This is a genomic window from Brevibacterium sp. 2SA (assembly GCF_005502845.1).
In the GTDB taxonomy this organism is placed as follows: Bacteria; Actinomycetota; Actinomycetes; order Actinomycetales; family Brevibacteriaceae; genus Brevibacterium.
In genome coordinates this window covers 1-25,584 of record NZ_SCMW01000030.1, presented here as the reverse complement: position 1 = coordinate 25,584, position 25,584 = coordinate 1, and the positions used below count along the sequence as shown (strand labels likewise).

Here is a 25,584-nt window from a genome sequence, read left to right as displayed (position 1 = left end):
AGGTGTGCGCTCAGAACTGACCCGCGCGAACTCGCTCGCGCTCAGGTTGGAACGCGCTCAGACTCGTGCGCGCGTACTCGTCCTCCGGTGCTCCCGTATCAAGCCGTGTCCGTCCGCTCGCTCGCCCTCAGTCATGGGCGGCCAGCCATGCGATCACCTCATCCTCCTCGGGCAGGTCGGAGAAGCTGACGACGTCGTCGCTGCCGACGAAGTAGAACGTCCCAGTCACCTCGGTGACTTCAGGGTGGACCCGCTGGACGGCGAACCGGTAGAGCGCCAGCTGCCACTTCATCACCTCGAGCGTCTCTGCGTTCGGCCGCTTCGACGTCTTCCAGTCGACGACCTCGGCGTGGTCACCGGTGATGAACACGGCGTCGATCTTCCCGGGCACCCGGAACCGACCGAGGACGAGTTCGAAGGACATCTCGATCTCCGCCGCCTGCCGACGGGCGAAGTCCGAGGCGAGGAACGTCTCCTGCAGGCGCGTGAGCTGCGCCGTGTCGGCCGGCCGCACCGTCTCAAGCTCATCGATGTCGATGCTCGCCTGTCCGAAGTGCCGCTCGACCCAGGCGTGGAAGCTCGTGCCGATCTCCGCGGCCCGGCTCGGGGGTTCGGGCACGGGACGCAGCGTCTGCGTGCGGAACTCCTCCGGGTCCCGCCGCCACGACACGAGGTCCGTCGTCGACAGACGGTCGGGCAGTCGTCCCTCCGCGGCCGGCTCCTGGGCACGGAGAATGGCCTGAGCGCGCCTGGCCAGGACGGCCACCGGGGAGTCTCCGCGCGCGAGGGCATCGAGGTCGACGTCACCGGCGGCCTCCACCCAGCGCCCGGCGCGTTCGGCGAGGGCGACCCGTTCGGTGCGCGGCACCGGCCACACCGTCGTCTCGATCCGGTCCGCCGCGGACTCCTCCGCCGGGTCGGGGATCTCCGGGTCCAGCCCTGCGGCCTCGGCGGCCTCACGGAGGAACGGGGAGAGCTCGTCGGGGGTCGAACGGGATCCCATGAGCTCGGCGCCGAGCCAGAGATGATGCTTGGCACGGGTGAACGCGACGTAGGCGAGCCGCCGCTCCTCCTGCTCGTGCGCGTCGGCCACGGCCGGTTTGATGAACTCGCTGACCCATTCGTCGAGTTCCTTCTTCGTCTCGAACTCGGCGCTGCGCAGGTCGTAGTCGACGAGGTGCCGGCGATCGCCGCGCAGCGGATAGGGCAGGGCGGTGCGTCCCATCCACCCCTCCTTGTCCCGGGGCTCGGTCGGAAAGTCCTTGACGACGAGCGAGGGCACGGCGACGGCGTCGAACTCGAGACCCTTCGAGGCGTGGACGGTCATGACGTTGATCGCTCCCGGCGCCACGGTCGGCTCGGCGGCGCTCAGCGCATCCTTGACCTCCATGAGCGAGAGCCATTCGAGGAAGCCGGGCACACTCGGTCGCTCGGCTGTCGCCGAGTACTGGGCGGCGGCGGAGAGGAACCCGTCGATCGCCTGACGATGGACACGGCGCAGAGCATCGCCGAGCGCCCAGATGTCGGAGTCGATGCCCGTCTCCGTCAGCGCAGTCCGCACCACCGAGGTGAGTGTGCCGGTGCCCGCCCGCACCGCGCGCAGGGCCCGGGCGAAGCGGACGAGACGTTCGCGGGCGGTGTCGCTGAGTCCGGTGGCCCGCGTCGCGGGAGTGTCGATGAGCTCGTCGAGGCCCTCGACGATCGTCGGCACATCGATGGCTTCGGCGAGCAGCTCTCCCCCGGCACCGGCGGCCTGCTCCCTCGCTGCGGTCTCCCGACCCTTCGCCTGACGTCGGGTGAAGGCCGAGAGTGCGGCGATGTCGGTCGCGCCGAGGCCGAGCAGCCGCCCGCTGAGCAGCCGCATGAGCTCGTCCCCGGCCATCGGATCGACCGCGGCGCTGAGCACGGCCCGCAGGTCGGCGACGTACGGGTCGCTGAGCAGACCGGAGGATCCATGGACGTGGACGGCGAAGCCCGCGGTCTCGAGCGCGGCGGTGACTGCGGCGAAGTGAGCGCGCTTGCGGCACAGCACCGCAGTCGAGGCGCCTTCCGGCAGTCCGGCCGCCCATTCGGTGAGCGACCGCAGTCCCACTGTGAGGAACGACTCGTCGTGCGCGCCGGAGGAGACGTCGACGACGACATCGCCGACACCGGCGTCGGGGCGGGTCGTCAGGGGCGTCTCCCGACTGCCGGTGAGCCCGTCGGCGACCCGGTTGGCGACGTCGAGGATCGTCCGATCGTTGCGCCAGCTCGTGCTCAAGGTCAGCGACTCGACGTCGGTGAAGTCCGCGTCGAAGCGGATCATGTTGTCAGCACTGGCTCCGCGCCACCCGTAGATCGCCTGTCGGGGATCGCCGACGGCGGTCACCGCCGTCGAGGAGAACAGGGTGGAGAGCAGCGTGAGCTGCGCGACGGAGGTGTCCTGGAACTCGTCGAGGAGGACGATCCTCCACCTCGCCTGCTCCGCCGCCAGGGCCTGCGGCACCTCGTCGACGATGCGCTGGGCGAACCGCACCTGATCGGAGAAGTCCATGGCGAGGTGGCGGCGCTTCGCGCTCATGTACTCCCCGGCCAGGGCCGCCGTGCGGATCTTCTCCTCGAGCTTCCGGCGTCGACCGCTCGGGTCGACGGGTTTGCCCTTGCTCGACACGAGGGCCCCCAGGCACGCCTCAAGGTAGTCGGTCACCTCGGCGACATCACGGCCGTGGTCGTTCATCGCACCGGCGAACGCAATGATGTCGGCGATCATCGTGTCCCTCGCATAGCTGCCGGGCACCGCGTCGGCGGACGCGGCATCGATGACCTCGGCGGCGATCGCGTGGGCACCCGCCTCGTCGAGGAGCACGGTCTCGGGTTCGATGCCGATGCTCGCGCCGTGCTCGCCGACGATCGCCGCCGCATACGAGTTGTACGTCGACACCGTCGGATAGTCGAGTCCGGGCAGACCGAGGTCGCTGCCCTCGCCGAGGTTGTGCCGCAGGCGCGAGAGCAGCACCCGGATGCGGCTGCCGAGTTCCCCCACGGCCTTGCGGGTGAAGGTGAGGCCGAGGATCTCCTCGGGGGCGACGTGCCCATTGGCGACGAGCCAGACGACGCGTTGGGAGATGACGGTGGTCTTGCCCGATCCGGCACCGGCGGTGACCTTCATCGTCTGGGTGGGGTCGGCTTCGATGATGCGCTGCTGTTCGGGGCTCGGACCGAACGCCCGCGTCGGATCGGCAGCGGTGAGCCGAGCGAGGTCGTCGGCGCTGAATCTCATCAGGAATCCTCCAGCATGTGGGGGCCGATCGCCGGGCACGACGATCGCACGGGACAGCTCAGGCACTTCGGCGGGTCGACGCGGGCCGGGAAATCCGCGGAGCGCATCCTCGTCGAGACCTCGCCGATGAGCTCGCGCGCCCACTCCGGGTCCTCGTCGGCACGCACCGCACCCTGCAGGCGCTTCGTCGACTTCGTCCGGCGCAGGAAGACGAGTTCGGCACCGACGGCGTCGACGTCGACGACCCTGCCGTCGGGCAGTGTCAGCGTCCCGGTGTCGACGGCCTCCTGATAGACGCCGAGCTGGGCGTGCCGGGGCATGTCGGCGCCGGCGGGAACGGTGCGCCCTGTCTTGAAGTCGACGATGCGCACCCCGTCGGCTGTCGATTCGACCCGGTCGAGGCGACCCGTGATCGTCCATTCCTGCCCGAGGTCGTCGACGCCGGTGGCATGGACCTGGGCCTCGACGCCGAGCACCTCCCCGGGAGCGTCCTCGATGTACTCGCCGAGGCGGTCGACCATGGCCATCGCCGCCGTGTGCTCCCGCTCGCGCTCCCAGTCGGTGGCGAACTCGAGGGTCGCGAACTCACGTTCGACGTACTCCCTGATCGTCGAGGTCGGGCCGGTGGGATGGTGCTCGGCGGCAGCGTGGAGGATCGTGCCGATGCTCTGCGCGGTCGTCCCTCCCCGGTCTCCGCCGTGGCGGGTGAGGAACCAGCGCAGCGAGCAGTCGGAGAACGTCTCGACCTGCGACGGGGAGATGGTGACGTCGTCGTCGGCCGTGAACAGCGGTGTCGTCGAGGTGACGTCCTCGGCTTCCCGCCACTGTCCGGGTGTGCGCGACCCGGGGACCGCGGCGGTCAGCGCCGCCGACAGGGCCGCCCAGTCCGCGGCCGCCGCCGGCTCGTCGCCCTCACCTGCGGCGTCGCGGGCGGCCTCGAGGAGCTGGGAGCGGGCCAGCGCGGCGATCTCGGCGAGGTCGAGGGGCGGCAGCTCGTCCTCGTCGGTGAGGGTGTATCCGTCGGTCGAGGCGGTTCCGCGTGCCGTGGCTGCGGCGATGACGTCGAAGAACGCCGAAGGCGCGGATTCGGAGTCCGAGAGCGCGGTGACGATGATCCGGTCCCGGCCCCGTGTCAGGGCGGTGTAGAAGAGCTCGGCTTCCTCCCGGAGGTTCGTGCGCTTGGCGTGCGCGTGGTAACCGGGGTCCGCGGTGACGGGGTCGTCGCCGGCGAGGAGCGCGGTGAGATCACCGAGTCCGAGGATGCCGCCGCGCAGCTTCGGGTTGGGCCACACCCCCTCGTTGACGTCGGTGATGATCACGCACGGCACCCGGAGGTGGGCGAGCGAGGCCGGGGTGCCGACCTGGACGTGGTCGGCGAACCCGGAGGAGCGGGCGAGCGAGTCCTGGGCGATGTCCTGCTCGGCGACGATGCCGGCGAACGAGCGGGCGGTGAACCCGCCGCGGTCGGTGATCTTCTCCGCCAGGGTGAACAGGCGCAGCACGGAGTCGAGGTGGGCTCCGGCGATCCCGTCGGGGTCCCGCAGCGCCTCGGCCTGCCAGCGTTCGGCGACGCCGGCGGCCTCCCAGATCGCCCAGAGCGCGGTGTGCGGGTCCGCATCGACGTGGTCGGCGGCGGCACGGAGCATCCGGGCCAGCGTCGACAGCCCCGGGATCGGTGAGTCCGCCGGGGCGTCGCGGAGGGCGAGGGCGAGCGACGCCGTGCTGTCGGCGGCCGGGTAGGCGCTGCGGACGAGGCGGCGGAAGCGGCGCAGCTGCACGGCGTCGAGGCGGATGTAGACGCTGCCGGCCAGGGACAGTGCGACCCGGGTGAGGGTGTCGTCGTCGGCCAGTCCGGGCGCATGGGTGAGCAGGTCGAGCAGGGGCGCGGTCGCCGGGTCGACGTTGAGGGGCTGGACGATCGTCGCCGTCGGCGTGCCCGCCGCGCGGAGTTCGCCCGCGGTCACCCGTGCCGTCGAGGCGTTGCGGCAGATGACGGCGACGTCGGAGTGGGAGTGCCCGGCGGCGACGTACTCGGCGATGCGTCGGGCGAGGTAGCGGTGAGCCGACGCGGCACCGGCGAAGACGTGGGTCTCGACGGGATCGTTCGCCGTGAGCTCCGACCCGCCGGGGGCAGCCGTCTCCTCACGCGGCGGCGAGTGGGTCGGCGCTCCAGTTGCGGACGGCGATTCGGGCACCTCGGACTCTCCCGCCGCGGACTCCCCGACCGTGTCCTGGCCCACCGCACCCTCTGCGCCGTCTGCGGCGGGCGTGAGCGGGCGCGGCATGTGCCCGAGTCCCCACCGGGTGGTGATCCGCGCGCCGAAGCCGTCGGTGACGGCCGCGAGCTCGGCATCGGCGTCGACGACACGGTCGAGGACGACAGTGGCGAACCGGGGATCCGAGGCCGCCCGGTCGAGGACGGAGGCGTCGGCCCCGTGGAAGCGGCCCGTCACCGTCTCCGGGGCGCCGAAGAGCGCCAGGGCGGCCCCGCGCTCGCGCAGCTGCTCGAGCACGCCCCAGCTGGCGGCGGGGAAGTCCTGGACCCCGTCGGCGAGGACGACGGAGGGAACCCGATCGGGAGAGAACGACCACGGCCGCCCGGCGGTCACCTCGGCGGGTTCACGGAGGATCTCGAAGGCCGCGCGGGCGAGCACCGTCGCCGCATCGATGCCACCGTAGCCGGGCATGCTCATGATCCCGAGGTACTCCTCGAGCACCGCTGCGACCGCCTCCCACCGCGGGTCGGGGTGGGAGGCGAGGACCCGCGCCAGGGCGCTGCGGCCGGCGTCGAAGACGTACTCGCCGCGTGCGTCGACGGGCGGCAGCCGGACCCCGAAGTCGAACTCCATCACCCGGTTGAGGACGTCGCGGATCTCCGTGCGGAACGCCGAGGTGGCGCGCACCTCGGCGGTGATGTCGGATGGCCAGGTCGGGGTGCGTCCGTGACCGGCTTCGTGGCCGGCGAGGAGATCGGCGAGGAAGACGTCCTGGTCGGCGCCCGAGACGAACTCGAGCTCCTCCCCGGTGCGGGTGGCGTGGGCCGCGCGGGCGATGCCGTAGGCGAAGGACGAGATGCTGCGGGCCGGAGCGGCCCGGAGGATCGCCTCGGCGGGGACGGGAAGCGCGTTGCGCAGGACGTCGGCATGGTCGCGGTTGGGGGTGAGGACGAGGATCGAGGAGGGATCGACGGACTCGACGAGGCGGCCGTAGACCGCCTCGAGCAGCGTCGTCTTCCCCGTCCCCGGCCGCCCGATGACGGCAGCGGATTCGCGGTTGAGCAGCGCCGCGGACAGCGTCGCCGAGTGATCGGGTGCCAGGTCATCCATACCCGTATTCCATCATGTGCCACTGACACGGTGTTCGCTCCCGGGTCACGGGGCGGATTCGCGTAGGATTGGGGGATGCCGAGTCCGCAGCAGAGAATGCCCCGTGAACAGCGCCGTGACCAGTTGGTCGGGGTGGCGCGCGCCGTGTTCGCCAATCGGGGTTACCGCACGACGTCGATGGACACGATCGCCGAGGAGGCCGGCGTGTCGAAGCCGGTCCTCTACCAGCACTTCGCGTCGAAGCAGGACCTCTACCTCGCCCTCATCGACCACTCGGCCGCGCACCTGGCCGGACAGGTCGCGCAGGCGCTCAACTCGACCGACGACCCCCGCGAGCGCATCCGCGCGACCTACCGGGCCTACTTCGACTTCGCGATCTCCCACCGCGAGGAGTTCGTCATCCTCTTCAACTCCGATGTCTACGAACCCGAGGCCCAGCAGCGCGTGCGCACGATGCGCGAGGGCACCGTCGCCCGCATCGTCAGTGCCCTCCAGAGCTTCACCGATCTCGACGACGCGGACGCAGACCTGCTGTGCCGCACGCTCATCGGCACCGCCGAGGTCGTCATCAAGCAGATCGAGGCGACCCACGAACTCGACATCGACGCGACCGTCGACCTGCTCACCCAGATGAGCTGGGGCGGACTGTCGTCCTTCGCAACCCACACCCGCTGAGCAGGCCGCCCCACGCTGCCCGACCGGGGCCGAGAGCGGGCCGGGCGACGCACCCGCTGAGCTCGTTCGCGTTCGCTGAGAGCCGAGCGCCGACCCCTGCGAGGCGGGAAGAAACCGGGGCGAAGCGAACGTTAAGCTGAAGACGACTACCACCGCGTTAAGGAGAACAATGGAAATCAAGATCGGCGTCCGCCAGTCCCCGCGTGAGATCGTCCTCGACACGGACGAGTCCGCCCAGGACCTCGCCAAGCGCATCGAGGAAGCGGTCAAGGCCGAGGCTCTGCTCACCTTCACCGACACGAAGGGCCGCCAGGTCTTCGTGCCGTCGACGGCGCTGGGCTACATCGAACTCGGCAGCGAGACCTCCCGCCGCGTCGGCTTCGGCGTCGCCTGAGAGACCGCGACGGCCCAGCGTTCCTGGTCCTGAGAGGCCGTGACGCTCCAGCGGTTGAAAGTCCCTCTCTTCCGAGGCGACTTGTCTACCGAGGCGTCGAGTCTTCCGCGGAGTCGAGAAGTGCCGATGAGAAGAGGCCCGGTCTGCACAGACCGGGCCTCTTCCCGACTGGCGACTGCCACGCCTCCGACGACACCACCGCAGCCGCCTCACCTCGCCCAGTGACGCATTGTGCGGAACCTTCAGGGTGGAATCTGCGCCGAAATCGCCATCAATGCGGCGCACAAACGCCGCCGATCCGGCGCACACCGTGACTCAGGGACTCAACGCCACAGAGACTCAGCGCCTCAGTGCCTCCGCACCCGTGACACGTGCGCCTACGCGACGAGTCCGAGGGCCGACATCCGGCGGGAGTGGTTCGCCGTGACCGCGGGGATCGCCTCGACGATGACGGTCTCGTCGATGCCGAGGACCGGGTCGGTGAGCAGGTGCCGGGCGCGGCCGAGGGTCTCGGCGACGAGCTTGCGTCCCCACAGGGCGAGCCGGGAGGCCAGCTGCGTGTCCTCGCCGACGTCGGCGGTCAGCCGATTGCGGACGAAGTCGGCGGCCCGTGTATCATCGAGAACAGCAATTGCCAGGCTGTGCTCGGGTTCTGCGAGCTTATCGGCCGCCATGCGATAGAAGTCGTTCATGATCCCGTCGAAGACGAAGCCCTTCATGAGGCTCTCGTACCAGTCACGGGGACGAGTCCTCTCCGCCAGCACGGAGAATGTCGGCTCGAAGATCCTGCAGAGTTCGATCACATCCTGGCCCGACTCACTGATGCGCTGCGAGAGCTCTTCGAAGTGCGAGAATGAGTGCGATGCCAGCCGTGACAGCGTCACCGTGTCGTCGAGCTCCACAGCCGTGGACGCATTGGTCGCCATTCTCTCGAAGGCGGTGAGCTCACCGTACGCGACCAGCGCAAGCGTTGCAGCATCAGTACTGGCCAAGGGGTAAGAATCGGGCATAGCTCAAGAGTACCGGTTCGCATCCAGCACGGGCGCGAAGGCGCCAAAAGGAGTTTGAGACATGGCGGACACAGACGCCGATTTCGCTGATCTGGGGGTGTCGGGACCGATCGTCGCCTCCCTGGCAGCGGCCGGGATCACCCACCCGTTCCCGATCCAGGCGATGACGCTTCCCGTCGCGCTCTCGGGCGCCGACATCATCGGGCAGGCGAAGACCGGAACGGGCAAGACGCTCGGCTTCGGCATTCCCCTCCTCCAGCGCGTGGTCGGCAAGGACGAGGACGGAGGCGCCGACGCCGGTCAGCGCCTGCCGCAGGCGCTCGTCGTCGTCCCCACCCGCGAGCTCGCCAAGCAGGTCGCCCAGGACCTCGTCACCGCGTCGAGTCAGCGTGACATCGACATCATCACGATCTACGGCGGCAAGGACTTCGATCCGCAGATCAACGCTCTCAAGGCCGGCGTCGATGTCGTCGTCGGCACTCCCGGACGCCTCCTCGACCTCTACGGCCGCAAGGTGCTCAAGCTGAACAAGGTCCGCACCGTCGTCCTCGACGAGGCCGACGAGATGCTCGATCTCGGCTTCCTCCCCGATGTCGAGCGGATCATCAACGCCGTTCCCGCGAACCGGCAGACGATGCTCTTCTCCGCGACGATGCCCGGCGCCGTCATCACCCTGGCCCGCCGCTACATGAATCGCCCCACTCACATCCGCGCCCATGACAACGAGGACCTGTCGCTGACGGGCAAGAACACGACGCAGTTCGTCTACCGCGCGCATTCGATGGACAAGAGCGAGATGGTCGCCCGCCTCCTGCAGGCCGAGGGCCGCGGGCGGACGATCATCTTCACACGCACGAAGCGCACCGCCGACAAGCTCGCCGCCGAACTCTCCGACCGCGGCTTCGCCGTCCGGGCGCTGCACGGCGACCTCGGGCAGGCGCAGCGGGAGAAGGCGCTGAAGTCCTTCCGCGACGGCACCGTCGACGTCCTCGTCGCCACCGACGTCGCCGCCCGCGGCATCGACATCGACGATGTCACCCACGTCGTCAACTTCCAGTCGCCTGAGGACGAGAAGACCTACGTTCACCGCATCGGCCGCACCGGTCGCGCGGGCAACACCGGCACCGCCGTGACGCTCGTCGACTGGGACGACATGCCCCGCTGGCGACTCATCAACAAGGCCCTCGGCCTCGAGCACGACGAGCCCGCGGAGACGTACTCGACCTCCCCGCACTTCTTCACCGACCTCGGCATCCCGAAGGGCACGAAGGGACGTCTGCCCCACAAGCACGGTGAGTCCTCCGACAACGTCGGTGAGGAGAAGCGCCCGGCCCGTCGTCGACGCAGCGGAGAGAAGAGCGAATCCCGCCGAGGCGGTTCGTCCGATTCCCGCCGAGGCGACTCCTCGGACTCCCGCGGAGGCGACTCCGCGACCGACGCGGATGCGAAGAAGCCCCGCCGCACCCGGCAGCGTCGTCGCACCCGCGGCGGCAAGCCCGTCGGTCGCACGAGCCGCGCCGAGGCCTCGGACACCGGCACCGAGTGAGGACGGCACCACCGGCGCCCCGCCCGCAGTCAGCTGCGGCGGGGCGTTCGTCGTCTGTCGCAGAAGCCCGCCCCTGTCGAGACCCGCTCGATCAAGCGACAGTGCAGAGAGCGGGCCGTGCACGCCCCCACATCCGCACTATCGCGTGATCGAGGGCGCGGAGAGCCCCGCGCTCACCCCTGGATGAACTCGACTCCCCCGGGCCTGCCGGCGGCACGGTCGAGGAGTTCGGCGAGCATGTGCTCGGACGTCGAATGCTCGCCGAGGCGGTTGGGCTTGCCCGTTCCGTGGTAGTCGCTCGACCCGGTGACGATGAGGTCGTGGTCGTGGGCGAGCCTGCGCATGATCTCGCGTTCGTTCGGCGGGTTGTCCCGGTGATCGACCTCGAGGCCGTCGAGTCCCGCGGCGATGAAGTCGGCCATCGCGGAATCGGAGACGACGAGACCGCGCATCGCCGCCCGGGGATGGGCGAAGACGGACACTCCCCCCGCCTCGGCGATGAGGCGGATCGCGGTGATCGGGTCGATCGTCGGCAGGGTGACGTGGTACTTCCCGTGGCTCGAGAGGATCGAGGCGAACGCCTCCGAGCGGGTCTCGACGATGCCGGCGGCCACGAGCGCATCGGCGATGTGGGGGCGCCCGATCGTCGCGTCCTCACCGGCGACGGCGAGCACGGCGTCCATATCGATGGGATAGTCCTCGGCGAGCCGGTCGATGATGAGGTGGGTCCGGTCGAGGCGGGCGCGCCGGGTCTCCTCGACGACGCCGGCCAGACCCGTGTCGTAGGGGTCGTGGAGGTAGGAGAGGAGATGGACGCTGATCCCTTCGTGACGGCACGAGATCTCCATCCCGCGGACGAGGCCGAGTCCGTACACCCGGGCCGCCTCCTCGGCGGGAGCCCATCCTGCGGTCGTGTCATGATCGGTGATGCCGACGACGTCGATGCCTTCCATCGAGGCTTCGGAAACGAGTTCGGACGGGCTCTGTGTCCCGTCCGAGAACGCCGTGTGTGCATGGAGATCGATGACCATGCCCTCAAGTCTATCCACACCCCGGAGCCGTCCTGACCGCGTGCCTAGAATGGAGGCATGACAGACAGCACGGAGACCGACCAGCCGATCAACGACCGCGTCAACAACCGCTCGCACCGTCCCAGCTCCCGCGCGTTCCGGGACTTCGTCTCGCAGGGCTGGGATCGCACCCCGCTCAACGCGGAGGCGCTCGCTGCCGCCGGGTTCACCCCTGAGCGCCGGGCGAAGATCTCCGCGACCTTCCCCGGCGAGCGCCTCGTCGTGCCCGCCGGCGGACTCAAGGTCCGGTCGAACGACACCGATTACCGCTTCCGCGCCCATTCGGCGTTCATCCACCTCACCGGTCTCGAAGCCGATTCCGAACCCGACGCCGTCCTCGTCTTCGAACCCGAGGGCGACGAGCACGCCGTCACCCTCTACTTCCGCCCCCGCGCCGGCGCCGACACCGAGGAGTTCTTCTCCGACGCCCGCTACGGCGAGTACTGGGTGGGCCCGCGCGCCGACCTCGAGGCGATGGCGACGATGACCGGCATCGCGACGGAGAGCTCGGCGACCGTCGACGATGCGATCACGAAGGACCTCGGAGCGATCTCCGTGCGCCTCGTGCGCGCAGCCGACACCCGCATCGATTCCGTCATCGACCTCGCCCGCTCGCAGGTCCAGGCCGACCTCGAGACCTCGGAGGCCGGGGATGCCGAACTCGCCCAGGCGCTGTCCGAACTGCGCTTGATCAAGGACGACCACGAGATCGCGGCGATGCGCGAGGCCGTGGCGATCACCCGCGCCGGCTTCGACAACGTCGTGGCCTCCCTGCCCCAGGCCGTCGCCCACCGCCGCGGTGAGCGCGTCATCGAAACCGCCTTCGAGACCGCCGCCCGCTCCGACGGCAACGGCATCGGCTACGACACGATCGCGGCGTCGGGCAACCATGCGTGCACCCTCCACTGGATCCGCAACGACGGACCCGTCGTCGACGGCGATCTCGTCCTCGTCGACGCCGGAGCCGAAGCCGACTCCCTCTACACCGCTGACATCACCCGCACCCTGCCGGTGTCGGGCACGTTCTCCGACGTGCAGGCCAGGATCTACGACGCCGTCCTCGACGCCTCTGATGCCGCGTTCGCCGTGGCCGCCGAGCACACGCAGCGCACCGTGCGCTTCCGCGAACTCCACGAGGCGGCGATGGAGGTCATCGCCGCGAAGCTCGAGGAGTTCGGCCTCCTGCCGGTCTCCGCGGCCGAAGCGCTCTCCCCCGAGGGCCAGCAGCACCGCCGGTGGATGGTCCACGGCACGAGCCACCACCTCGGCCTCGACGTCCACGACTGTGCACAGGCGCGGGCGGAGATGTACCTCGACGGCGTGCTCGAACCCGGCATGGTTTTCACGATCGAACCCGGCCTCTACTTCAAGGCCGACGACCTCCTCGTGCCCGAGGAGTTCCGCGGGATCGGCGTGCGCATCGAGGACGATGTCCTCGTCACCGCCGACGGAGTGGAGAACCTCTCCGCCGGGTTCCCCCGCACGCGTGAGGAGATCGAAGCCTGGGTCCAGGGTCGATGATCCCGACCCCGATCCGCGGGCGAGGCATCCTCGAGATCCCCGGGATCGGGCTCGGGCACGCCGGTGACTTCACTCGGCAGCGCCTCACCGGGGTCACCGCCGTCGTGCCGCCGCCGGGATCGACGGTCGGCGTCGACGTGCGCGGCGGTGGTCCGGCAACGCACGAGACCGACGTCATCGCACCGGGCACCCATGCCTACGGGGCCGACGCGATCGTCCTCACCGGCGGATCGGCGATCGGTCTGCGCACCGTCGCCGGGGTGTCGGAGGCCCTCGCCGAGGCGGGTCGCGGCTTTCCCGCACCCCGCCTGCCGGACACGGTCATCCCGCTCGTCCCCGCCGCCGCGCTCTACGACCTCGGCCGCGGCGGCGGTCCCGTCGCCCCGCCGACGCCCTCTGAGGGAGCGGCGGCGGTCCGTGCGGCTCTCGCGGCGGTCGGCGCGGTCGGCGCGGATCCGACAGACAGCGCGGACCCGACAGGCGGCGGGGAAACGACGGACACCGCGGATCCGGCAGCCAGCAAGGCCCCGACGGACAGCGCGGACTGCGCACCCTGTGTGAGAGGCAGCGTCGGCGGGGCCATCGGGGCGCGGATCGGGTTTCAGACGATGCGCGGCGGTTTCGGGTCGTTCGCGCTGCGTCTGCCCAGCGGACACACTGTCGCAGCCCTCGTCGCGCTCAACGCACTCGGGACCATCGGCACCCCGGACGGCACCCTCTGGGCCTCTCCCCTCCTCCGCGCGTTCGGGTGGGATCTCCCTCCCATCCCCGGGCTGCCGGTGCCGCAGAGCGCGGCGGATCCCGAGGATGCGGACGCCGCGGAGTCCGGGGCGAGCACCTCGGCGACGAATACGACCTTGGCCATCGTCGCCACCGATGCCGTCCTCGACCCAGCGCAGACGACACGGATGGCAGCGAGTGGGCATGCCGGCATCGCGCGGGCGATCCTTCCCTCCCACACGCATTTCGATGGGGACACGGTCTTCTCCATCAGCACGGGGACGGTGCCGCTGGCCGCCGAGGCGAAACCCGACCTCGTCTCGATCCACGCGGCCGCGGCCGATGCGATCACGCTCGCCATGATCGACGCCGCCGTCAGCGCCGTCCCCGTCGCCCCGTCCTGGGACCAGCCGCCGACCCTGACCGACATCGCGCCCGCGTTCGCGGCCGCCTTCACAGCCATTCCCTGAGCAGGCCTGTCCTGAGGCACCCTGTCCTGAGCAGGGCTGCCGCAATGAGGCCCGACCTGAGCAGGCAGCCGGGCGAGCAGGCAGCCGGGCGGACGACCCGCAGACGCTGCCCGGCCTGTCGCCCTCTCCAATGCGACCACACCGGCGGCGAGGTGGATCCCGCTCGACAGCGCATGCAGAGTCGAGTCGGATCCACCTCCCCGCTGCCGGCCGACCGCGCAGACGCGGGCCGAGCTCGCCGAGACAGCCCCACCTCACCGAGACAGCCCTGCCTCGCCGATACCGGCCGGCCTCACCGGCGTGCTGGCTCAGCGTCCGCCGGCCTCGCGCGCCTCCTCGGAATCGAGTCCCGGACGGTCGGCTCCGTCATCGGTCCGCTCGGTCTGCAGCGGGAGGCCGCCGGTGCCGAGCTGCTCGCGTGAGACCTTCGCCGCCGCAGTCTCGTCTTCGACGACAGTGAAGCGCACCGTCTCGGTGAATGAACGGCCGTAGCGGTCGGTGCCGGTGACCCGAGCACTGTGCGTGCCGAGGTCGAGGTCGCCTGGCAGCGGTGCGCGCCACAGGTGGGAACTCGTCTGGCCGACGTTGCCGGAGGTCGTGAGGTTGCGCGTGGCCGTGTACGGGTCGGTGTACTCCCACCCCTTCCGCAGCGCCTCCCCGCGCCCCGGCTGCGTGTGCTCGGCGACGACCGGGGCTGCGCCGTCGATGCTCACCTCGACCCGGGCATCCGAGCTCCCGGCGAGGAAGCTCGACGTCAGCCAGCTCTCACCGGCGCGCAGGTCGCTGCGGGTGACGACCTTCTCGGAGAACGGCGCCGGAGCCTCATCGGTCGTCTCGGCGTCCTGTGCCTCCTGTGCCTCCTGTGCCCAGGCCCTCCAGCTCGGGGAGTTGACGCCGAGGAGGAGCTGATGATCAGGTGATTCACCGCGCACGGTGTAGCGCTCCGAACGCTGCGCACCGTCGAAGGAGAGAGTGAGCACCCCGGGTTCGGCGGCGTCGGAGGTGAACGCGTACGGCAGACCCTCGGCGTTGAGTCCGCCCGAGTACCAGTCCCCGGAGACCGCTCCGGCGACGAGCTGCGTCCTCGGCAGCTCGTCGATGCCCGCCTCCTTCCATTCCTCACGGCTCTCCCCGGCCACGAGGTTCTCCAGGGTGTGCGTGTGCCCGCCGACGGTGACGGCATTCGGATAGTCGGAGAGCACCGAATAGAGGTCTGCGGCATTGTCGACGACGACCTCACGGTGGGTGACGATCGGGGCGTGCGCGGCGACGACGACCTGCGCGCTTCGCGGCACGCTCTTCAGGTCGTTCTCCAGCCACGTCAGCTGCTCCTGGCTGATCGACTCCGTGTACGACTTCGTCTCGGGATCTCCCGAGTACTCGATGCTGTCGAGGACGACGAAGTGCGTGTCACCGACGTCGTAGGAGAAGTAGGCGGGTCCGAAGTCATTGCGGAACGTGTCAAGGGCGTGGGCGTCGTCGGTCGCGTCGTAGTCCTGGTCGTGGTTGCCCGGCGCGACCCGGACCGGACCGTTCATCGCGGCGTAGAGATCGCGCAGGTCGTCGTTGAGGCTGAGGTCGTCGCCGACATTGTCGCCGAGGAGGAGCACCCCGCACGCCCCGTAGTCCGTGCGGTCGGCCAGGTCCTTGACCGCCCCGTCCCGTGCGTAGCCGACCTCGGTCATGTCGTAGGTCTGCGTGTCGGAGGCGATCGCGCACTCCTGATCCGCCGAGGCGGTCGCCGCCGAGGCGATCATCGGGAAGTTCCCCGCCCGTGGGGTCCCTCCGGTCGGAGCGATCCCACCGTATTCGAGGTCGGGTGAGCCCTCGGGCAGGTGGTTGTAGCTGAACTGCGCGACATTGTCGGCGTCGACCGGGACCTGCCAGCCGCTCGGCTGCGTCACCGATACGGTCATGTTCTCCCGCACCGGGAGCCGGTACGTGCCGCTGCCGTCGGTCTCGACGACGTCGAGGCCGTTGGTCACGGACACCCCGGGGATGCCCTCCTCGTCACCGTCGAGGCGCGAGTTCTCATTGGCGTCGTCGAAGACCTGACCGGTGAGCACCTCGGGGTCGGCGGGGGTCCCCCGGTCGACTTGGACGTGGCCTTCGTAGAGATCGGGCGGACCGTCGGCCGCCCGGGCCGCGGACACCCCGGTGGCTGGGGTGAGCAGAGTCAGCACCGCGGCCGTGCTCAGCACGCCGGTGCGCAGTCGTCGCGTGGACATGTGTGTCTCCTTCTCGTCGTCCTGCTGGGGTCGGGATTGCACGTGCCGAGACACGACCCTAGGGAGACTGGGAGAAACCTCAATGGCAGCGACAAGACGACTTGGTGAACGGAACGTGATGCGGACGACGCGGCGCGGTGCCTGACCACGAAGTAGGCTTGAGGATATGAGTGGCTCCTCGAAACGCGTCTTCGTCGCCCGCCTCATCTCCGCCCCGGTCTTCGATCCCCTCGGCGATCAGGTGGGTCGCGTGCGCGACGTCGTCATCGTCTACCGCACGACGATGCGCCAGTACCCCCGCGTCATCGGGCTCGTCGTCGAGGTGCCCGGACGACGCCGGGTGTTCGTGCCGATGGGCCGGGTGACCTCGATCGACGCCGGTCAGGTCATCACCACGGGCCTGGTCAACATGCGCCGGTTCGAGCAGCGCCGCTCGGAGACCCTCGTCGTCAACGACCTCCTCGACCGCCGTCTGCGCCTGCGCGAGGACGACTCCCCCGTCCAGATCGAGGACGTCGGCATCGAGCAGCAGGTCAACCGCGACTGGGAGGTCACCCGCCTCTTCGTCCGTCGCGTCCAGGAGCGCAGCAGCGCTTTCTCCGCCTTCCGCCGGCGCGGGGAGACGATGCAGATCTCCTGGACGGATGCTGACCATCCCGCGGACTCCGCCCACGATCAGGAGGCCACGCAGCTCATCGCCGCGTACCAGGACACGAAGCCGGCCGACCTCGCCGACGTCCTCTTCGAGATGACGCCCGAGCGCCGCCTCCAGGTCGCCCGCGCCCTCGACGACGAGCGCCTTGCCGATGTCATCGAGGAGCTGCCGGACGAGACCCAGGTCGAACTCCTCTCCGCCCTCGACACGGAGAGAGCCGTCGTCGTCCTCGAGGAGATGGAGCCCGATGACGCCGCCGACCTCCTCGGCGAGCTCACCGACGAACAGGCCGAGCAGTTCCTCACGCTCATGGAGCCCGACGACGCCGAGGACGTGCGCACCCTGCTCTCCTACGACGAGCACACCGCCGGTGGTCTGATGACGACCGAACCGGTCATCCTCACCCCGGAGACGACCGTCGCCGAGGCGCTCGCCCACGTCCGCCGCGAGGACCTCCCGCCGGCGCTCGCCGCGGCGATCTTCGTGTGCCGTCAGCCGATCGAGACCCCGACCGGCAAGTACCTCGGCCTCGTCCACATCCAGGAGATGCTGCGCCACCCGCCGCACGAGGCGGTCGGCATCATGCTCGACACCGAGGTCGACCCGATGCCGCCGGACACCCCGCTGGCCGAGGTGACGAAGTTCCTCGCGGCGTACAATCTGGTGTCGGTGCCGATCACCGACGAGAACGACCGACTCATCGGCGTCGTCACCGTCGATGACGTCCTCGACGAGCTGCTGCCCGAGGACTGGCGCACGACCGGCCGCGACGACCACAGAAGGGGGTAACCATGCCGACCGACGATTTCGACGTCCCCCGCTCCTCGAAGCGCAAGCTGCCCCGGTTCGCGATCTCCCCGGAGACCTTCGGCCGCGGCGCCGAGGCGTTCGCCCGCTTCATGGGGACCCCGGCGTTCCTCGTCGGAATGACGGTGTTCTGTGCCGTGTGGCTGCTGTGGAACACGCTGCTGCCCGAGGCGGTGCAGTTCGATCCGCGTTCGCTCAACTTCACCCTGCTCACCCTCATCCTCTCCCTGCAGGCCTCGTACGCGGCCCCGCTCATCCTGCTCGCCGAGAACCGCAGCGCCGACCGTGACCGCGTCGAGTTCGAGCACGACCGGCAGCGGGCCGAGCGCAACCTCGCCGACACCGAATACCTCGCCCGTGAGGTCGCGGCCCTGCGCATCGCGATGCGCGAGGTCGCCACCCGCGACTTCATCCGCTCCGAGCTCAGAGACCTGCTCAAGGAGCTCGAAGAGGACGCCGCCAAGGACAGCGGCGCGACCGACGACCACAGCCCGCGCGACACGAAGGGAGGCCGCTGATGAGCAGCGCCCCGACCATCGACGCCGTGAGGGAGGCCCTCACCACCGTCATCGACCCCGAGATCCGGCGGAACATCGTCGACCTCGACATGGTCTCCGACATCGCCGTCAACGGCGGCACCGTCACCGTCACCGTTCTCCTCACGATCTCCGGCTGCCCGCTCAAGGACACGATCACCCGGGACACCGAGGCGGCCGTGGGCAGACTCGACGGCGTCACCGAGGTGGTCGTCGAGCTCGGGACGATGACCCCCGAACAGCGCACCGCCATGCGGGAGAAGCTCCAGGGCCCCGGCGGCACCCGGGAGGTGCCGTTCGCGAAGCCGGAGTCGCTGACGAAGGTCTATGCCGTCGCCTCCGGCAAGGGCGGGGTCGGCAAGTCCTCGGTGACGGCCAACCTCGCTGCGGCGCTGGCCGCGAAGGGGCTGCGCGTGGGCCTCGTCGACGCCGACATCTACGGCTTCTCGATCCCGACGATGCTCGGCCTGTCCGGGCAGCCCACCCGCGTCGACGACATGATCATCCCGCAGGTCGCCCATGACGTGAAGGTGATGAGCATCGGGATGTTCGTCCCCGGCAACCAGGCCGTCGTGTGGCGGGGGCCGATGCTCCACCGCGCCCTCCAGCAGTTCCTCACGGATGTCTTCTGGGGCGACCTCGACATCCTGCTCCTCGACCTGCCCCCGGGCACCGGTGACATCGCGATCTCCGTGGCCCAGCTGCTGCCGAACTCCGAACTCCTCGTCGTCACCACCCCGCAGCAGGCCTCGGCGCAGGTCGCCGAGCGGGCCGGCGCGATCGCCACGCAGACGAACCAGCCGATCGCCGGGGTCATCGAGAACATGTCGTGGATGGAGCTGCCCGACGGCACCCGGATGGACGTCTTCGGCACCGGCGGAGGCGAGACCGTGGCCGCGAATCTCGCCGCCACGACGAACACCGAGGTGGAGCTGCTCACGCAGATCCCCCTCGACACCCTCGTGCGGGAGGGCTCCGATGCGGGCACGCCCGTCGTGCTCAGCCGCCCCGACTCCCCCGCCGCGCAGGCGTTCGACTCCCTCGCCGACCGCCTCGCGCAGCGCTCGCGCGGCCTCTCCGGACGCTCGCTCGGCCTCAGCCCCGTGTGACGACACGCCGACGATCACGTCACATCGCCGTCACTGCACATCATCGGTGATCACAATCGTGCAACTCCGGTGTGATCTCTGCCCTGAGATCTGTCTCACGACGGTCCAGTAGCGCCCCCGTCATCGCTGGTGAGGCCCATCAGAGCAGGTGAGAGGCCTCACTGCCGCTGTCGTGGGCGTGTCAGGGCAGTCCCTTAGACTGAATGGCGAGCATCCCCCACTGTCGCTTTTAGGACCTCTCTTTGACATTCCCTTCGCGTCGTCGTGCCCTCCGTCCCCTCACCGCCCTGACCGCCGTCACTGCTGCCCTCACGCTGCTGTCGGGCTGCGTCGTCGCCGACGGCACCCGCGACGGTTCGTCCGCGTCGCAGGAGCGGCAGTCGACCGCCGAGGACAACCTGCAGACGCTCACGTCGGCGCTGCGCAGCTACGCCGTCGTCGATGCGAAGACGACGCCGAGCTCCGACGCGCACCTCTTCGGTCTGCCCGGTGCGAAGTCCCTGGCCGAGGCCACGGAGAAGGTCGTGCTCGGCGGCTTCGAATCCGCCGGCGCGTTCGGCGACCGCAAGGCCTTCAGCCCCGTCGTCACCGACCCCTCCGAGCGCTGGGAGGTCTCGAAGTTCATCGCGCCCGGAGCGACCACGGCGCAGCCGACCGCCTCGGCGACGGCCCCCGGCGGCACCGGCGGAGAAGTCGACTACAGCAACCGCGTCCTCACCGCCGGCGGTGACTACCTCATCAGTGCCGTGACCGAGAACCGCGCACCGAGCGATCCGCAGCTCGGAGCCCCTGGCACCGCGACACCCTCTCCGAGCTCGACGCCGTCGGCGGCAGCGACGACGGTGTTCGTCACCGACCTCGCCAAGGACACGACCGTCGAGGCCGCCGACCTCTTCACGGCGAAGACGGATCCTGGAGCGATCGGCGCCGATGAGACCGGTGCGCTGACAGTCGACGGCGAGCCGGTGAGCACCGACGAACTCACCGCTCTCGGCCAGACGGTGACGGCAGCGCTGCACACTCCGGTCAACCTGCCGCAGGGCGCGGATGAGCGCGACCCCGACTACTCGTGCGCCCTGCTGCCGTGCGTGGCCCTGACCTACGACGACGGTCCGGGAGAGACCTCGATCGAGGACAAGCTGCTCGCCGACGCGAAAGACGCGAAGATCCGTCTCACGTACTTCCTCCTCGGCAAGAACGTCGAGCACAATCCCGGGGTCGTCGGTCGCATGGCCGAGGCCGGACACGAGCTCGGCAACCACTCGTGGAGCCACCCGCAGCTGTCGAAGCAGAGCCCCGACACGGTGAAGAAGCAGATCGGCGACACCGACAAGGCGATCGAGAAGGCCGGCGGCGGCAAGGTCACCGTCATGCGCCCGCCCTACGGCGCGATGTCGAAGGCCTCGGCGAAGGCCATCGACCATCCCGCGATCATGTGGGACGTCGACACCGAGGACTGGCGGCACAAGAGCGCGTCGATGATCGTCGACGCGGTCCGCGCTGCGGCGAAGCCCGGCTCGGTCGTGCTCATGCACTCGATCCATCCGACGACGATCGATGCGGCACCGGAGGTCTTCAAGACCGTCGCGGATGAGGGGCTCTACGCCGTGACCGTGTCCGATCTGTTCGCTCCGAAGACGATGGAGAGCGGTGCCGAGTACTTCTGCCGCGGCTATGCCACAGTCCTGTGCTCGAACCCCGAACACCCGGCCGTCCACCGCAACTGAAAGCGCGCCGCGCGCGGGAGCACTGCAGCCGATCAGGCATTGAGACGCACAGTCCTTCAACCGCTCGCGTCGCGCTGCGCCCACAGAGCAATGGCCCCGTCACCGACGTGACGGGGCCATTGCTCTGTCCCCGAGGCGGCAGAAGAGACGAAGGACTCAGTCAGGTGGCTTCGGAGTCGAAGGGGGCCGCCTCGGCGCGATTGCGGCGCACATGCTGGGCCTGGAACCGCTCGATCGGCGAGGCCGCTGCCGGGGCACCGGCAGCCCCGCCGGCAGCTCCCCCTGCAGCACCGGTTCCGGCTGCACCGTTCGGGTTCTCCGTATCGTCCTGCGAGGCGGGAGCGGCGAGCTCCTCGCGGCGCTTGGCCTCACGGATCGCCGAATCCTCTTCGACGAGGGCCTCACGGACGATGCGACGCGGGTCGTACTGACGGGGGTCGAGCTTCTGCCAGTCGACATCCTTGAAGTCGTCGCCGAAGTCGCGTTTGACGTTGTCCTTCGCGCCCTCGGCCATGCGGCGGAGCTGGCGCACGAGGTCGCGCAGCTTCTGCGCGTATTCGGGGAGGCGTTTGGGGCCGATCACTACGAGTGCGACGATCACGAGGATGACCATCTCGGTGCCGTTGACGCCAAACATGATCTCCATTCTAACGCCGCTGACAGTATGCTCGTTCTCAGGTCGTGTCCCCGTTCGCAAGGAGTTGAGCCGTGGACGAGGTCGTCGTCGAACGCGTGCTGCGCATCGTCGAACTCGTGCCCACCGGCCGCGTCGTCAGCTACGGCACCGTCGGCGTCGTCGCCGCCTGTTCACCCCGTTACGTGGGCCGGGTGATGAAGGAGTACGGGGCGAACGTCACGTGGTGGCGCGTCGTCAACGCCGCCGGTGCGCTGCCGGCGCCGCTGCTCGGACGCGCCCGGGACCACTGGCGGGCCGAAGCCACCGCTCACACCCAGGAGAAGGCGCTCACCTCGGCGTTTCTCAGTGCCGAGGATCTCGACGCGCTGTGGGTGCGCCACGGAACAGACCCCGAGGAGCGGTTAGACTGACGGTTGAGCAGCAGCGGAAAGCGAGGGGTCGATTGTCACGTGAGCATGCCGGTGATGTGACGTTCGCCGAGCAGTACAACGGACCTGACGCGCTTCTCGACGCCGCCCGGACCCTCTCCCACGAGTACGGGATCAGTCCGGTGTCCCAGACGACCTCGGCCACCCTCACCCTGCTCGCACGCCTCCTCGGCCCCGTCGCCGCGGTCGAGGTCGGCACGGGAACCGGAACGTCGACGCTCGCGTTGCTGCGCGGCATGCCGAACGCCGGGATACTCACCTCGATCGACACGAACTCCACCGCGCAGGGCGCTGCCCGCGACCTCATCGACCTTGCCGGCATCCGTCCCGGCCGGCTGCGGCTGATGAGCGGACGCGCCGAGGATGTCCTGCTCAGGCTCGCCCCGAGCGCCTACGACCTCGTGTTCCTCGACGTCGACCCCACCGGGCTCGAGCGGATGATCGAACCGGCGCTGCGTCTCCTCGACGCTCAGGGGCTCCTCGTCATCAACCAGACGCTGCTCGCCGGCAGCGTCGCCGACCCGGTCGACCGGTCCGCGCGCACGCAGGCCGCTCGGAGTCTGCTCAACCGGCTGGCCGCCCAGGAGCGGCTCGAACGCGTCCTGCTGCCGATCGGCGAGGGTCTGCTGGCCGTGCAGAAGACGTGGCGCTGACCCGATCCCGCACCCGCAGGTCAGGCTCCCTGACGACAGAGGGGCAGCGACAACAGAGAAGCAGCAGAGACGATTCGTCTCTGCTGCTTCTCATGCGGGCTGTGCTGCTGGTCAGATGCCCAGGGTCTCCGCGAGGGTGTCGTGCAGCGCCGTCGCTTCGTCAGCGCTGAGCTCGATCACGAGCCGGCCACCGCCCTCCACCGGAAGCCGCATGACCATGCCGCGGCCTTCCTTGGTGACTTCCAGAGGTCCGTCGCCGGTGCGGGGTTTCTGAGCTGCCATGTGGGCGCAACCTTTCGTTGTTTGAACAGAGTGAACAGATCACACGATCAGCCCACTGTGATAGTCCGATTATTCCATGAACCGCACTCGCACGGGGACACTTGCCGAAATTGTCGCAGATCACGGCGGCAGGTCGGAGGGCGGAGTGAAGTGCCAGAGGTAGCCCACCCAGACGATCTGGAGCATGATGAACGCTGCGATGACGACGACGCGGTACCCGCGGGAGCGCACCGCCGCCAGGGTCAGCGCGATCGGGAAGAGCGGCAGCAGCAGGCGCAGAGTCGAGGTCTGCGGGGTGAAGAAGATGAGCAGGTAGAGCCCGTAGGCGGTGCAGAAGAGCTGCAGCGTCCGGCCCATCCGGGCACCCGCAGGCGAGAAGATGAGGGCGAGCATTCCGGCGATGACGCCGAAGAGGAGGAGCGGTCCGAACGGACCGACGAGGCCGTTGGCCGCCCCCAGCCATTGGACGAAGTAGGACGATGTTCCGGTGTGCCAGGCCGCCTCGGTGTCGGTGTAGGCCGTCATCGACCCCGTCGTCAGCCACGCATGGACGGGATGGAGGAGGGCGGCGACGCACGAGAGCACGCCGAGCGTCCACGACCGCACGACTTCCCCGAGCGGGTACGGATCGGTCCGGCGGCGGAGGAAGCGGTCGATGAGGACGAAGAGCATGAAGAACGAGAACGCCACCCCGATGGGCCGGGAGAGGTCCATGAGGATGACGACGGGGATCGCGGTGAGGTAGCGGCGTTCGACGACGAAGAGGAGGGCCAGGGCCTGGAGCAGGAGGGTGAGCGACTCGGCGTACCCGGTGGAGAACACCGCCGCGGGCGGGAAGACCATGACGAATGCGAGCGCGGTGAGCGCCTGTCCGGGCGGAACGAACTTGCGGAAGAGCGTGAGGATGACGATCGAGGCCAGGCCCGCGGCGATCGTCGACACGAGCGGGGAGATGACCTCGTAGCTCAGTCCGGTCAGGCGCGCGAGCTCCCCGGTGATCGCCGGGTGGAGCGGATAGAAGGCCCACTGGTTCTGGATGATGTCACCGGTCTCGGTGACCGGCAGCGTTGCGGGGTACCCCTCGCTCGCGATGCGCGCGTACCATGCGGAGTCCCAGAAGTTGAGGAAGTCGCCGAGCGTCGTCGTCACCGGGCTCGACGACCAGCCGGCGACCTCCTGCCGGCGCAGGACTGCGGCGAAGATCGCGATGCTCACGATCCGCGAGGCGACGTAGACGGTCAGCGCCTGCACCCACAGCGGCAGCTGGAGGAAGAGGACGCCGGCCCGGTGGAGGCGGGAGGAGTTGAAGACTTCGGGGACGAGGGTGATGCCGGGGAGGTCTGCGGGTCTGCTCATCGCTTAACGGCGCGCGGCTTCCAGTTCGCTGATGCGTTCGCGCAGGCGGCCGATCGCCGCATCGACCTCGTCCATCCGATACCCGCGCAGTGCCGGACGGAATCTCAGCTCATCGACGTCGGCGACGGTGAAGTCACCGGACAGCGGGGCGGCCACAGCATCGGTCTCCTCGGCGGCTTCGGAGCTGAAGAGCTCGAAGGATGCGGCAAGGACGATGACGAGAACGAAGATCGCCGCCGCGACCCCGATGACTATCCACAATGGCATGAGCCCATCATTTCACATCGCTCCTGAGCATCGGCGGAGGTCGGCGTGTGCGAACCCTCTCAGCGGAGGCCGGCGTGTGCACGCTCTCAGCGCAGGTCGGCGTGTGCACGCTCTCAGCGCAGGTCGGCGTGTGCGAACGCTCTCAGCGCAGGTCGGCGACCGCGGCGGCAGTCCTCAGCCCAGGTCGGTTTCAGCCCAGGTCGGTCTCAGCGCAGGCCGCGGACCGTGTGCCGCGGCTGTGCCTCGCCGGTGATCGCGAGCGTCACGGCGATCGCGTCGGCGGTCGCCGCCACATCGTGGGCGCGGATGATCGCCGCGCCCCGTTCGACCGCCAGTGCCGTCGCCGCGATCGTCCCGTGCAGTCGGTCGGCGGGTCCGGCCGCCCCGATCGTCTCTCCGATGAAGTCCTTCCGGGAGATCGCCAGCAGCACGGGGTAGCCGGTGTCGCGGAAACGGGCCAGCTCCCGCAGCAGGCGCAGCGAGTGATAGGTGTTCTTCCCGAAGTCCGGGGTCGGGTCGATGACGATCCGCTCCGGTGCGACCCCTGCCCGCTGGGCCGCCTCGGCGAGGGCGACGACCCCGGCGACGGTGTCGGTGACGACCTCGCCGGCATGGAGGCCGTAGCGGCTGCGGTGGGCGTCGGTGCGCGGGGTGAGGCCACCGGTGTGGGAGCAGACGAGGCCGACGTCGAAGGCGGCCGCGACCTCGGCGACGCGGGGGTCGGCACCGGCCCAGGTGTCGTTGAGGAGGCCGGCACCGGCCGCGCAGACGGCCTCGGCCACCTCGGCGCGCCACGTGTCGACGCTGATGAGGAGACCGGGATGGCGCTGCCGGACAGCGGTGACGGCCGGGGCGACGCGGTCGATCTCCTCGCCCACGGAGATCTCCCTCCCCCGGCCGGCGCGGAC

21 protein-coding genes are annotated in these 25,584 nt (G+C 69.6%); 11 read left to right on the top strand and 10 right to left on the bottom strand.

The features are described 5' to 3' along the window. Positions 1-127: 127 nt before the first annotated feature. Positions 128-3,259, bottom strand: coding sequence for an ATP-dependent DNA helicase (locus tag FFS20_RS11390; RefSeq protein ID WP_137825968.1), 3,132 nt, complete (start codon positions 3,257-3,259; stop codon positions 128-130). Continuing rightward, positions 3,259-6,585, bottom strand: a complete 3,327-nt coding sequence (locus FFS20_RS11385) for a UrvD/REP family ATP-dependent DNA helicase (RefSeq protein WP_137825967.1) — start codon at positions 6,583-6,585, stop codon at positions 3,259-3,261. Before FFS20_RS11385 ends, FFS20_RS11390 begins: the two co-directional genes overlap by 1 nt. A 75-nt stretch (positions 6,586-6,660) precedes the next feature. Between FFS20_RS11385 and FFS20_RS11380 the strand changes: the two genes are divergently transcribed. Both FFS20_RS11380 and FFS20_RS11375 read left to right on the top strand, forming a co-directional pair. Continuing rightward, positions 6,661-7,260: a TetR/AcrR family transcriptional regulator gene (locus FFS20_RS11380; RefSeq protein ID WP_232623565.1), complete on the top strand. Its 600-nt coding sequence runs from the start codon at positions 6,661-6,663 to the stop codon at positions 7,258-7,260. Between the two features lie 169 nt (positions 7,261-7,429). Next, positions 7,430-7,654: a DUF3107 domain-containing protein gene (locus FFS20_RS11375; RefSeq protein WP_137825966.1), complete on the top strand. Its 225-nt coding sequence runs from the start codon at positions 7,430-7,432 to the stop codon at positions 7,652-7,654. A gap of 377 nt (positions 7,655-8,031) precedes the next feature. Here FFS20_RS11375 and FFS20_RS11370 read toward each other — a convergent pair whose 3' ends face one another. Further along, positions 8,032-8,664 (bottom strand): ferritin-like fold-containing protein, encoded by a 633-nt coding sequence (locus FFS20_RS11370; protein WP_137825965.1) that lies wholly within the window; start codon positions 8,662-8,664, stop codon positions 8,032-8,034. 61 nt (positions 8,665-8,725) lie between these two features. Here FFS20_RS11370 and FFS20_RS11365 point away from each other — a divergent pair, with 61 nt between their 5' ends. Continuing rightward, positions 8,726-10,210 carry a DEAD/DEAH box helicase gene (locus tag FFS20_RS11365; RefSeq protein WP_137825964.1) on the top strand — a complete coding sequence of 495 codons (1,485 nt, stop codon included), beginning with the start codon at positions 8,726-8,728 and terminating at the stop codon, positions 10,208-10,210. 173 nt (positions 10,211-10,383) lie between these two features. Here FFS20_RS11365 and FFS20_RS11360 read toward each other — a convergent pair whose 3' ends face one another. After that, positions 10,384-11,241 carry a PHP domain-containing protein gene (locus tag FFS20_RS11360; RefSeq protein WP_137825963.1) on the bottom strand — a complete coding sequence of 286 codons (858 nt, stop codon included), beginning with the start codon at positions 11,239-11,241 and terminating at the stop codon, positions 10,384-10,386. Positions 11,242-11,298: 57 nt separating this feature from the next. On the opposite strand from FFS20_RS11360, the gene FFS20_RS11355 reads away from it, so the two are divergent. Both FFS20_RS11355 and FFS20_RS11350 read left to right on the top strand, forming a co-directional pair. Continuing rightward, positions 11,299-12,801: an aminopeptidase P family protein gene (locus FFS20_RS11355; RefSeq protein ID WP_137825962.1), complete on the top strand. Its 1,503-nt coding sequence runs from the start codon at positions 11,299-11,301 to the stop codon at positions 12,799-12,801. Continuing rightward, entirely contained in the window at positions 12,798-13,991 is a 1,194-nt protein-coding gene (locus FFS20_RS11350) for a P1 family peptidase (protein ID WP_137825961.1), read from the top strand. Before FFS20_RS11355 ends, FFS20_RS11350 begins: the two co-directional genes overlap by 4 nt. A gap of 308 nt (positions 13,992-14,299) precedes the next feature. On the opposite strand, the gene FFS20_RS11345 is transcribed toward FFS20_RS11350, so the two are convergent. After that, the gene (locus FFS20_RS11345; protein WP_137825960.1) at positions 14,300-16,219 is read right to left on the bottom strand and encodes a calcineurin-like phosphoesterase C-terminal domain-containing protein; all 1,920 of its coding nucleotides are present in this window, start codon (positions 16,217-16,219) and stop codon (positions 14,300-14,302) included. A 166-nt stretch (positions 16,220-16,385) separates the two neighbouring features. On the opposite strand from FFS20_RS11345, the gene FFS20_RS11340 reads away from it, so the two are divergent. From FFS20_RS11340 to FFS20_RS11325, 4 genes are all read left to right on the top strand, one after another. Beyond that, on the top strand, positions 16,386-17,663 hold the full coding sequence (locus tag FFS20_RS11340) for a CBS domain-containing protein (protein ID WP_137825959.1): 1,278 nt from the start codon (positions 16,386-16,388) through the stop codon (positions 17,661-17,663). A gap of 2 nt (positions 17,664-17,665) precedes the next feature. Then, positions 17,666-18,199 carry a DUF1003 domain-containing protein gene (locus tag FFS20_RS11335; protein ID WP_137825958.1) on the top strand — a complete coding sequence of 178 codons (534 nt, stop codon included), beginning with the start codon at positions 17,666-17,668 and terminating at the stop codon, positions 18,197-18,199. Then, the gene (locus FFS20_RS11330) at positions 18,199-19,326 is read left to right on the top strand and encodes an Mrp/NBP35 family ATP-binding protein (RefSeq protein ID WP_137825957.1); all 1,128 of its coding nucleotides are present in this window, start codon (positions 18,199-18,201) and stop codon (positions 19,324-19,326) included. The genes FFS20_RS11335 and FFS20_RS11330 overlap by 1 nt, the downstream gene beginning before the upstream one ends. 242 nt (positions 19,327-19,568) lie before the next feature. Then, positions 19,569-21,053 carry a polysaccharide deacetylase family protein gene (locus tag FFS20_RS11325; RefSeq protein ID WP_137825956.1) on the top strand — a complete coding sequence of 495 codons (1,485 nt, stop codon included), beginning with the start codon at positions 19,569-19,571 and terminating at the stop codon, positions 21,051-21,053. A 160-nt stretch (positions 21,054-21,213) separates the two neighbouring features. Here the strand turns inward: FFS20_RS11325 and FFS20_RS11320 are convergent, their stop codons facing one another. Continuing rightward, positions 21,214-21,690: a twin-arginine translocase TatA/TatE family subunit gene (locus tag FFS20_RS11320; RefSeq protein ID WP_137825979.1), complete on the bottom strand. Its 477-nt coding sequence runs from the start codon at positions 21,688-21,690 to the stop codon at positions 21,214-21,216. A 71-nt stretch (positions 21,691-21,761) separates the two neighbouring features. Here FFS20_RS11320 and FFS20_RS11315 point away from each other — a divergent pair, with 71 nt between their 5' ends. Continuing rightward, positions 21,762-22,100, top strand: coding sequence for an MGMT family protein (locus tag FFS20_RS11315; protein ID WP_137825955.1), 339 nt, complete (start codon positions 21,762-21,764; stop codon positions 22,098-22,100). A gap of 32 nt (positions 22,101-22,132) precedes the next feature. Beyond that, positions 22,133-22,771: a class I SAM-dependent methyltransferase gene (locus FFS20_RS11310; protein ID WP_137825954.1), complete on the top strand. Its 639-nt coding sequence runs from the start codon at positions 22,133-22,135 to the stop codon at positions 22,769-22,771. 111 nt (positions 22,772-22,882) lie between these two features. Here the strand turns inward: FFS20_RS11310 and FFS20_RS11305 are convergent, their stop codons facing one another. The 4 genes from FFS20_RS11305 to folP all read right to left on the bottom strand — a co-directional run. Next, on the bottom strand, positions 22,883-23,053 hold the full coding sequence (locus FFS20_RS11305) for a DUF3117 domain-containing protein (RefSeq protein ID WP_009375197.1): 171 nt from the start codon (positions 23,051-23,053) through the stop codon (positions 22,883-22,885). Positions 23,054-23,173: 120 nt separating this feature from the next. After that, positions 23,174-24,409, bottom strand: coding sequence for a hypothetical protein (locus FFS20_RS11300; RefSeq protein WP_137825953.1), 1,236 nt, complete (start codon positions 24,407-24,409; stop codon positions 23,174-23,176). 3 nt (positions 24,410-24,412) lie between these two features. After that, positions 24,413-24,676, bottom strand: a complete 264-nt coding sequence (locus FFS20_RS11295) for a DivIVA domain-containing protein (RefSeq protein ID WP_137825952.1) — start codon at positions 24,674-24,676, stop codon at positions 24,413-24,415. A gap of 206 nt (positions 24,677-24,882) precedes the next feature. Beyond that, a partial coding sequence (gene folP / locus FFS20_RS11290; protein ID WP_137825951.1) for a dihydropteroate synthase occupies positions 24,883-25,584 on the bottom strand: 702 nt, incomplete at its 5' end.